This is a genomic window from Aquirufa sp. ROCK2-A2 (assembly GCF_054558485.1).
Genome location: NZ_JBPXKA010000005.1, coordinates 13,111 through 24,557, shown reverse-complemented (window position 1 = coordinate 24,557; position 11,447 = coordinate 13,111). Strand labels below are relative to the sequence as shown.

The 11,447-nt window shown below is 42.5% G+C and carries 2 protein-coding genes; both read right to left on the bottom strand.

All coding sequences use genetic code 11. The annotated features are described in order from the left end of the window. Positions 1-104 precede the first annotated feature (104 nt). Positions 105-1,961, bottom strand: a complete 1,857-nt coding sequence (locus V7S76_RS08275) for a PorP/SprF family type IX secretion system membrane protein (RefSeq protein ID WP_459509610.1) — start codon at positions 1,959-1,961, stop codon at positions 105-107. 88 nt (positions 1,962-2,049) lie between these two features. Next, a partial coding sequence (locus tag V7S76_RS08270) for a T9SS type B sorting domain-containing protein (RefSeq protein ID WP_459509609.1) occupies positions 2,050-11,447 on the bottom strand: 9,398 nt, incomplete at its 5' end.

Genomic DNA, 11,447 nt, shown 5'->3' with positions numbered 1-11,447 from the left:
TTCTAGTTTATTCAACTAAAAAAATCCTATTAATAAGCAAAAAAGGTTAAGTATGAAGAACTGCCCATACTTAACCTTTTAGAACATACTTTACGTGTAAAAAACTATTCTGTTTTCTTCACTTTTTTCTTTTTGATGACTTCAGTAGTTGTATAAACTGTTACTTCTGAACCATCTTTTTGCTTACGCTTGCTTACGGATGTTTTAGCAGCTCTTTCAGCAGTACCTCCGATTGTTTCTTTCACAACTTCGGTAACATTACCATTTGTCGACTTCTTCACAATCCTTGTATTTGGATCAGAAGGGGCTGCAGGTTTAGCTGCTGGAGCCGAGTTGGTAGATGCTGCTGGCGCAGAACCAGATCCAGAACCACTGTTGTTGGCAGCGTCAGTACCTGACTTCTCCGTAGATGCGTCTGCTTTTGGTTTTGGCTTCGGTTTTGGCTTCGGTTTTGGTTTTGGCTTAGCCGAAGTAGAAGCGGCAGAAGTTGTCGTTTTAGACGTACTCACACCTGTTGTTTTTACATTACGAGTTGTCGTAACAGTTTTAGCAGCAACGGCCGCTTTACCTGCTGTTTTAGAAACGGTGGTGATGGTTGGTTTTTTAACCACTTTAGCACGACTTCTAATTGTCTTCGTTTTTGTAACAGTTACGTATTCGTATTCATCTTCTTCAGAAGTTTCTGTTTCTTCCGATTCAGTAGAGGTTGTACTTACGGTTGTCGTTGAACTGGTATTTGGTTTCGGATCAACAAATTTCTGATTGGATTCAACTGTTGTTTTAATTGCCTCAGCTTTTGTTTCCGCCTTCACTTCCGGTTTCGCTTCTGATTTCACTTCTTGAATCACTTGTGGAGCAGGAGCCACTTGTTCTTTAACTGTTTCAACAGTTGAACTCGCTTGTTCTTTTTTCACATATGGTCCAAAATCCGTCGCACGTTTATCGTATTCCTCCACTTTCAATTCATCACGCTTCAATTCTTTCTTTTTATCGAAAATAAAGAATCGGATGGCCATTTCATGTGTTTGAGAACTTGCTTTACGAATTTCAGAAATTGGTAATTCAAATACATATCCTAAATAGATTTTCTTGGTTGCCTGAACCCCTAAACGTAGACCGTATGAATCTTCTCTACGGTAGCTTAAACCAAGATCCAATTTACCTTTTAAATTAGCTGTTAAGTTAAGGTCATACGATAAAGGTACGTCAGCCGCAACACGGAATAAAACACTTGGATATAAAGTAACTCTAGAACGTAATCCATTGGAAGTTTCTACTTTACCACCTAAAGCGATTTTAGTACCAGCCATTGCATAGTAATAAGCAACGTCTCTAAAAGCTCCTGAATAAGTACCGAAATCATATTTCAATACCCTTGGTTGTGAAAAGCTAAAGAAAAAGCCATCGTCTTTTTTCGCAAAACGAATACCGTATCCTAAGTTAGGTTGAATACCTGTAGAACGATCACCGGCGAATAAATTGTCATTGGCACTTACTAAACGAATTTGAGAGAAATTTAAGGCAATGTTGGCCATACCCATACGGATACCACCATCCAAATTCCAATTTTCATTCAACTTAATGTGGTAGGCAAAATCGCCACTAAAAATGGTCGATCTAACAGGACCTGCTTCATCTACTACCGCTGTTAAACCTAAACCTTTCTTTTGGCCCCATTTAAAATTACCTGAAAATCCCAAGTTTCTTGGAGCACCTTCGATACCTACCCATTGATTTCGATACATCAAAATCAATTCACTGTTGGTCGTGCTACCTGCTTGAACAGGGGTTAATATTTGTGGATTGAAACGATATAAACTGTACATGGTTTCAATTTGAGCAGTAGCTTTCAAGCTAATAAAAAATAGCGAAACAGCTAGAACAAGGGAGATTGGGGTCAATCGACCCCAATTCCTGGTACTCGCCTTTTCTACTCTCAATGTTGTTAACATCTTTTTCATGATGATATGATTTAAAACTTTATATAATTCTAAAAGACTGAACACTTTGGTTGAATGCGTGGTGCGAACACCACGCATTTCCAATGATTTATTTCACTTGACGATTGATGTACACGTATGTACCTACCGTTGGTTTTACTCCTAAGAAGTCTACAATATAGTAGTACGTTCCATCAGGTAGTTTTCCGTCTTCTGCTACTAATTCGTAAGCTTTGTTCGTTTCACCACCCCAATCGTTTTGGTAGTTCTCGGTTTCAAATACGACGTTACCCCATCTGTTGTAAATCGTAATTCGGTTTTTATAACCCATGATACCCGGAATGATCAACTTATCATTTACACCATCACCATTAGGAGAAATACCTTGAGGAATAAATGTCTCACAAGTGTCAGGATCCAATCGGTTTGGAATACCATCCTTGTCGCAGTCTTCCATTGCTCCATAGTTTAGATCATCTTCTAACTTATCTGGAACCTTATCTCCATCAGAATCCACATCGCGGTAATCAGGAATACCATCTTTATCAGTGTCAACTGGATTATTTCCGTCTTTTCCTTTTTCGATAGTATCTGTAATTCCATCATTATCAGCATCTAGATCTCTAAAGTCTGGAGTGCCATCACCATCTGTATCCACTGGGTTGTTACCATTTGGTCCTTTCTCAATTGCATCAGGGATACCATCATTATCCGAATCTAAGTCACGGAAGTCTGGAATACCATCCTTATCCGTATCTACTGGAACTGAAGGATTTTTACCTGCTTCAATCGCGTCTGGGATACCATCATTATCCGAATCTAAATCGCGGTAATCTGGGATACCGTCACCATCCGTATCAACCGGTTTAGCTGGGTTAGCTCCTGCTTCGAAAGCATCTGGGATACCATCATTATCCGAATCTAAATCGCGGTAATCTGGCGTGCCGTCTCCATCTGTATCTACTGGTGTAGCTCCATTTGGTCCTTTCTCCACAGCATCTGGGATACCGTCATTATCCGAATCTAAATCTAAGTAATCTGGGATACCATCTCCATCCGTATCAACTGGCTTAGCACCATTTGGTCCTTTTTCTACTGAATCTGGGATACCGTCATTATCCGAATCTAAATCTTGGTAATCTGGGATACCATCTTTATCCGTGTCTACTGGAGTCGCACCATTTGGTCCTTTCTCTACTGAATCTGGGATACCATCATTATCCGAATCTAAATCACGGTAATCTGGCGTTCCGTCTCCATCTGTATCTACTGGTGTAGCTCCATTTGGTCCTTTCTCCACAGCATCAGGGATACCATCATTATCAGAATCTAAGTCTAAATAATCTGGCGTTCCGTCGCCATCTGTATCTACTGGTGTAGCTCCATTTGGACCTTTCTCCACAGCATCAGGGATACCATCATTATCCGAATCTAAATCTTGGTAATCTGGGATACCATCTTTGTCCGTATCAACAGGTGTAGCACCATTTGGTCCTTTCTCTACTGAATCTGGGATACCATCATTATCAGAGTCTAGATCTTGGAAATCTGGAGTTCCGTCGCCATCCGTATCTACTGGTGTCGCTGGGTTCTTACCTGCTTCCACTGTATCTGGGATACCATCATTATCCGAATCTAAATCACGGTAATCTGGCGTTCCGTCTCCATCTGTATCTACTGGTGTAGCTCCATTTGGTCCTTTCTCTACAGAGTCTGGGATACCATCATTATCCGAATCTAAGTCTAAATAATCTGGTGTTCCGTCGCCATCTGTATCTACTGGTGTAGCTCCATTTGGTCCTTTTTCCACTGAATCTGGGATACCGTCATTATCAGAATCTAAATCTTGGTAATCTGGTGTTCCATCGCCATCCGTATCTACTGGTGTCGCTGGGTTCTTACCTGCTTCCACTGCATCTGGAATACCATCATTATCCGAATCTAGATCTTGGAAATCAGGAGTTCCGTCGCCATCTGTATCTACTGGTGTTGCTGGATTCTTACCTGCTTCCACTGTATCTGGGATACCATCATTATCCGAATCTAAATCACGGTAATCTGGCGTTCCGTCGCCATCTGTATCTACTGGTGTAGCTCCATTTGGTCCTTTCTCAACAGCATCTGGGATACCGTCATTATCCGAATCTAAGTCTAAATAATCTGGCGTTCCGTCTCCATCCGTATCTACTGGTGTAGCTCCATTTGGTCCTTTTTCCACTGAATCTGGGATACCGTCATTATCAGAATCTATATCTTGGAAATCTGGAGTACCATCGCCATCCGTATCTACTGGTGTCGCTGGGTTCTTACCAGCTTCTACTGTATCTGGGATACCATCATTATCCGAATCTAAATCACGGTAATCTGGTGTACCATCTCCATCTGTATCTACTGGTGTAGCTCCATTTGGTCCTTTCTCTACCGAGTCTGGGATACCATCATTATCAGAATCTAAGTCTAAATAATCTGGCGTTCCGTCTCCATCTGTATCTACTGGTGTAGATCCATTTGGTCCTTTCTCTACTGAGTCTGGGATACCGTCATTATCAGAATCTAAATCTTGGTAATCTGGCGTTCCGTCTCCATCTGTATCTACTGGTGTTGCTCCATTTGGTCCTTTTTCCACTGAATCTGGGATACCGTCATTATCAGAATCTATATCTTGGTAATCTGGTGTTCCATCACCATCCGTATCTACTGGTGTCGCTGGGTTCTTACCTGCTTCCACTGTATCTGGGATACCATCATTATCCGAATCTAAATCACGGTAATCTGGTGTACCATCACCGTCTGTATCTACTGGTGTAGCTCCATTTGGTCCTTTCTCTACTGAGTCTGGGATACCATCATTATCCGAATCTAAGTCTAAATAATCTGGCGTTCCGTCTCCATCTGTATCTACTGGTGTAGCTCCATTTGGTCCTTTCTCTACTGAGTCAGGGATACCATCATTATCTGAATCTAAATCTTGGTAATCTGGTGTTCCGTCTCCATCTGTATCTACTGGTGTAGCTCCATTTGGTCCTTTCTCTACTGAGTCTGGGATACCGTCATTATCTGAATCTAGATCTTGGTAATCTGGGATTCCGTCTCCATCCGTATCTACCGGTGTAGCTCCGTTTGGTCCTTTCTCTAAAGAATCTGGGATACCATCATTATCCGAATCTAGGTCTCTGAAATCTGGAGTACCATCACCGTCTGTATCTACTGGACTAGCTGGATTTTTACCTGCTTCCACTGAATCTGGGATACCGTCATTATCTGAATCTAAGTCTAAATAATCTGGTGTTCCATCGCCATCTGTATCTACTGGTTTCGAACAATTTGATCCCGCTTCTACATTATCAGGGATACCATCACCATCCGCATCCGTGTCACGGTAGCTTGGACGGTTATCTTTATCAGGATCAGCAGTGAATTCAACTGAATCTGGGATACAATCGTTATCTGAATCAATATCTAAACGATCAGGTATACCATCTCCATCTGTATCCGCGCCACACACATCTGCTGTACGATTTTCAGCAATATCTGCCCATCCGTTTGCATTTGCGTCTGCATGCTCATTCAATGTACCATCGAAATTCGCATCATCATGCCATTTGTAAACAGCAACCGTTTCCCAAGCATCTAGGATGCCATCGTTATCTGAATCTAAATCCAAGTAATTAGGTGTACCATCTCCATCTGTATCGGTTACGCCTTCACACTTATCAGAGATACCATCATTATCAGAATCTAGATCTAAGTAATTCGCATCACCGTCTTTATCTGTATCGATGTTTTTCTCTGTTGCATCTGAAATGCCGTCGCCATCTGAATCAGTATCCATGTAATTTGGAATTCCGTCGCCATCAAAATCTTGACAAGTTGAAATAGCTCCGAAACACTCCATGTTATTCGGAATTCCATCACTATCACAATCTGCATTTATGTAAGCAGCGTAAGCAGCTGTTCCTTGAGCAGGAATAGCTCCTGTACCACCCACACAGAAATTCATTGGCTCTGGATCTGTTCCGTTTGGATTACCGTCACCGTCACAGTCTAACAATCTCCAAGCAGCGCTTGTCGTAACCGTTTGACTAGCCGTAACATAATCACAACCATCGTTTGGATCCGTTCCATCCATCATTTCTTTACCATTCGTCACACCGTCACCATCACAATCTGCCGCTAACCAAGCTGCATTTGGAGTTCCAGTAATACTAGCCGTAATGAATGAACAAGGGTCAGTTGGATCCGTTCCATCGATTGCCTCTTGTCTATCGCTTACTCCATCACCATCCGTATCTCCATTCAATGGGTCAGTGATGACACCATTTGGATTCACTGGAGTATTAGGATCATCGACACCTGTTTTCTCTTCTTGGTTATTCAAGCCATCGCCATCGCAATCCGCTGATTTCCATGCATTGCTTGGGGTCAAAGTTTGACTAGCCAATACGAATGAACAAGCGTTATTTGGATTCGTGCCATCAATTGCTTCTTGAGCATCCGTAACACCATCACCATCCGAATCTTGTTTCAATGGATCAGTAATCGCTCCATTTGGATTTGCTGGAGTAGCAGGATCATTGATACCTGTTTTCTCTTCCTGGTTCGTTAATCCATCACCATCGCAATCCGCTGATTTCCATGCATTGCTTGGTGTCAAGGTTTGACTAGCCAATACGAATGAACATTGATCATTTGGATTGGTTCCATCAATTGCTTCTTGTCTATCGCTTACGCCATCACCATCCGAATCTTGATTCAATGGATCTGTAATCGCTCCATTTGGATTCGAAGGAGTATTAGGATCATCGACACCTGTTTTCTCTTCTTGGTTATTCAAGCCATCGCCATCACAATCCGCTGATTTCCATGCATTGCTTGGGGTCAAAGTCTGACTTGCCAATACCAACGAACAAGGATCATTTGGATTCGTTCCATCAATTGCCTCTTGTGCATCTGATACTCCGTCACCATCTGTATCTGGTTTCAATGGATCTGTAATCGCTCCATTTGGATTTGCTGGAGTAGCAGGATCATTGATACCTGTTTTCTCTTCTTGGTTATTTAATCCATCGTTATCGCAATCCGCTGATTTCCATACATTGCTTGGGGTCAAAGTTTGACTAGCCAATACGAATGAACAAGGATTATTTGGATTCGTTCCATCAATTGCCTCTTGAGCATCTGACACTCCGTCACCATCCGTATCAGCATTCAATGGATCTGTAATCGCTCCATTTGGATTTGCTGGAGTAGCAGGATCATTGATACCTGTTTTCTCTTCTTGGTTGTTTAAGCCGTCGTTATCGCAATCCGCTGATTTCCATGCATTGCTTGGGGTCAAGGTTTGACTAGCCAATACGAATGAACAAGCGTTATTTGGATTCGTTCCATCAATTGCTTCTTGAGCATCCGTAACACCATCACCATCCGAATCTTGATTCAATGGATCTGTAATCGCTCCATTTGGATTCGCAGGAGTAGCAGGATCATTGATACCTGTTTTCTCTTCTTGGTTCGTTAATCCGTCGCCATCGCAATCCGCTGATTTCCATGCATTGTTTGGGGTTAAAGTCTGACTTGCTAATCTAAACGAACAAGCATCATTTGGATCTGTTCCATCAATTGCTTCTTGAGCATCTGACACCCCGTCTCCATCTGTATCTGGACTTGTAAAGTCAGATGTTTGGTTATTTGGATTGGAAGGAGTAGATGAATCATCTATACCTGTAATTTCCTCACCATTTGTTAAGCCATCATTATCACAATCCAACAATGACCATGTTGCCCATACAGCACTACTTGGAGTAGGTGCGGTAGTGTACGAACAAGGGTTATTTGGATCTGTGCCATTTAAGGTTTCTGAACCATTTGTTTGACCATCTTGATCACAATCTGCAGCAACCCAAATCGCATTTGATGTATTTGGCGTACTACCTTGAGCATGAACACATGGATTCAATGGTTGTGTATCAGCACCGTTAGAAGTTCCATCACCGTCACAGTCTAACACTGACCAAGTTGCCCATACAGCACTACTTGGAGTAGGTGCAGTAGTGTAAGAACAAGGATTGTTAGGGTCTGTACCATTTAAAATTTCAGAACCATTTGTTTGACCATCTTGATCACAATCTGCAGCAGCCCAAATCGCATTTGATGTATTTGGTGTGCTGATTAGGCCATGAATACAAGGATCATTTGGTGCAGTATCACTTCCATTTGGAGTTCCATCGCCATCACAATCTGCAGTGTTCCAAGCGCCACCTTTGGCTAAGGTTACACTACCCGGTACAAAATCACAAGGATTGTTGCTGCTGGTACCATCCAAAATTTCTTGACTATCAGGTACACCGTCACCATCTGTATCTTGAGATGTATTGATACTAACAACCAATGATTGTGGACTAGAAATACAAGCTCCTGCATTTGCTACTACTGAAACTGTACCACCGTTGGTATTGACAAGAGCAGTAATACTTGAAGTCGTAGAATTTCCTGTCCATCCATTTGGCAATGTCCAAGTATATGATGTAGCTCCTGTTACAGCTGTAATTGAATACGTTTGTGTAGACAATGGTAAGACGCTGTTAGATCCACTAATCACTCCTGGTTGAGCAGGCGTTACTGGTTGTGCGTTCACTGTTACTGTAGCAGTAACTCCCACACAGCCACTTGAATTTTTCGCATATACGGTATAAGTACCTGCTGCCACACCTGTAAAGACTCCTGAAGTATTGGTGAACGTTGTTCCGTCAATACTGTAAGTCATACCTGTTTCAATTGGAGAAGAAACGGTGATCGTTCCTGTTGCCACTGAACAAGTCGGTTGAGATGTAACACTTGCTGCTACTGGAGCAGGCAATGCATTAACCGTGATTGTAGTTGTTGAACTAATCGCTTCACAACCATTCGCATCCGTTACTTTCACATCAAATGTTCCTGATGTGGTAGTTGCGAATGTACTTGCTGTTTGTGAGCTCATTTCAATACCACCTGTTCTCCACTTATAGGTAAATGGTGATGCTCCTGAAGGCGTCGCAGTAATCGTACTTGTTGTTCCAGCACAAACAATGTTAGAAGGAGCAACCGCTACATTAACTATTGGTAAAGCATTTACCGTTACCGTTATTGGACAAGAGGTAGAAGTTACCCCCAGATCCGTAATATTCACACGGTAATCTCCACTAACAGTTGCACCGTAAGTTACTGACGTACCATTGCTTGGTACATTCACCCATCCTGCACCGGTATTCATTTCCCACTGATAAGTAGGAGCCGTATATCCAGTAGGATCTGCTTGTAGTGTTACAACATTACCCGCACAAACAGTAGGACTTACTGAAGATTGAGCATTTGCTGGTGGCAATATCTTCGTTGCAGCTGATTCAGTCGTACAAGCACTATTGGTCACTTTAACTACATAAATACCTGCTGAAGTTGCATTGTACACCGCATTGGTCGCATTTGGAATATCCACTCCATCTTTCATCCATTGGTAGGTAGCACCTGCTACTGCATCAGTAGAAACTTCCAATTTAATTGGAGTACTATTACATGAGTTACCCATTGCCAATACTGAACCTTGAGCGATTGTCGCTGTAGGAGGAGGCGATACGCTAACAACCTCTGGTGTGCTTGCTGCACTTTCACATCCTAATGAATTCTTCACGATTACCGTGTAAGAACCGGCTAAATAGGTCGTGTAAGTTTGTGCATTTGCACCAGAAATTAAGCTACCATTTCTGTACCATTGGTAAGCGCTCGCTGCACTCGATGTCAAGGTAACTGGTGTTCCTGAACATACATTCGAGCCTGAACTTGTCACCGTTGGTGTTGGGAATGGAATCGTATTCGAACATTTAATATTCGGATCTGTTCCATTCGTAATTTCTGTTCCGTTAGATTGACCATCACCATCGCAATCCGCAGCTGCCCATGCAGCACTTGGAGTCAAAGTTTGGTGATTAGACTGGAATGAACAAGGATCTAATGGATTTGTACCATCAATTACCTCTTGAGCATCCGTCACGCCATCGCCATCCGAATCTAAATCTAAATAATCTGGAGTACCGTCGCCATCAGTATCTACTGGAGTTGCTCCATTAGAACCTTTTTCGTTAGCATCCGAAATTCCGTCGCCGTCAGAATCCAAATCTCTATAATCTGGCGTTCCATCGCCATCCGTATCTACTGGAGTTGCACCATTTGGACCTTTCTCTACAGCATCTGGGATACCATCACCATCAGAGTCTAGGTCTCTGTAATCTGGGGTACCATCTCCGTCTGTATCGATCGGAGTAGGCACTGGACTACCTGGGGTAACACCTGAAGGAATCGCCTCAATCGCGTCTGGGATACCATCATTATCTGAATCTAAATCCAAATAATCTGGCGTACCATCTCCATCTGTGTCGATTGGAGCATTGCCTGATGGACCTTTTTCTACTGAATCTGGGATACCATCACCATCCGAATCTAAATCTAAATAGTTAGGAGTACCATCACCATCGGTATCTGTTGGTGTACAAGGTGCAGTACCTGTACAACCCGCATCTTCGATAGCATCTGGAATACCATCACCATCCGAATCTAAGTCTAAATAGTTTGGTGTACCATCGCCATCTGTATCTGTTGGTGTACATGGTGCAGTACCTGTACAACCCGCATCTTCGATAGAATCTGGAATACCGTCTCCGTCAGAATCTGTATCTAAGTAATCTGGTGTACCATCACCATCTGTATCAACTGGAGTAGCTCCATTAGAACCTTTCTCAATTGAATCTGGGATACCATCACCATCAGAATCTAAGTCTAAATAGTTTGGAGTACCATCGCCATCTGTATCTGTTGGTGTACATGGTGCAGTACCTGTACAACCCGCATCTTCGATAGAATCTGGAATACCATCACCATCCGAATCTGTATCTAAATAATCTGGTGTACCATCACCATCTGTATCAACTGGAGTAGCTCCATTAGAACCTTTCTCAATTGAATCTGGGATACCATCACCATCAGAATCTAAGTCTAAATAGTTTGGAGTACCATCGCCATCTGTATCTGTTGGTGTACATGGTGCAGTACCTGTACATCCCGCATCTTCGATTGCATCTGGAATACCATCGCCATCCGAATCTGTATCTAAATAATCTGGTGTACCATCACCATCTGTATCAACTGGAGTAGCTCCGTTAGAACCTTTCTCAATTGAATCTGGGATACCATCACCATCAGAATCTAAGTCTAAATAGTTTGGTGTACCATCGCCATCTGTATCTGTTGGTGTACATGGTGCAGTACCTGTACATCCCGCATCTTCGATTGCATCTGGAATACCATCGCCATCTGAATCTGTATCTAAGTAATCTGGTGTACCATCTCCGTCTGTATCAACTGGAGTAGCTCCGTTAGAACCTTTCTCAATTGAATCTGGGATACCATCACCGTCAGAATCTAAGTCTAAATAGTTTGGTGTACCATCGCCATCCGTATCTGTTGGTGTACATGGTGCAG

Bases quoted from the DNA above. Each gene is read 5' to 3' on its own strand.
- V7S76_RS08275 (WP_459509610.1), bottom strand. From the start codon at position 1,961: ATGAAAAAGATGTTAACAACATTGAGAGTAGAAAAGGCGAGTACCAGG.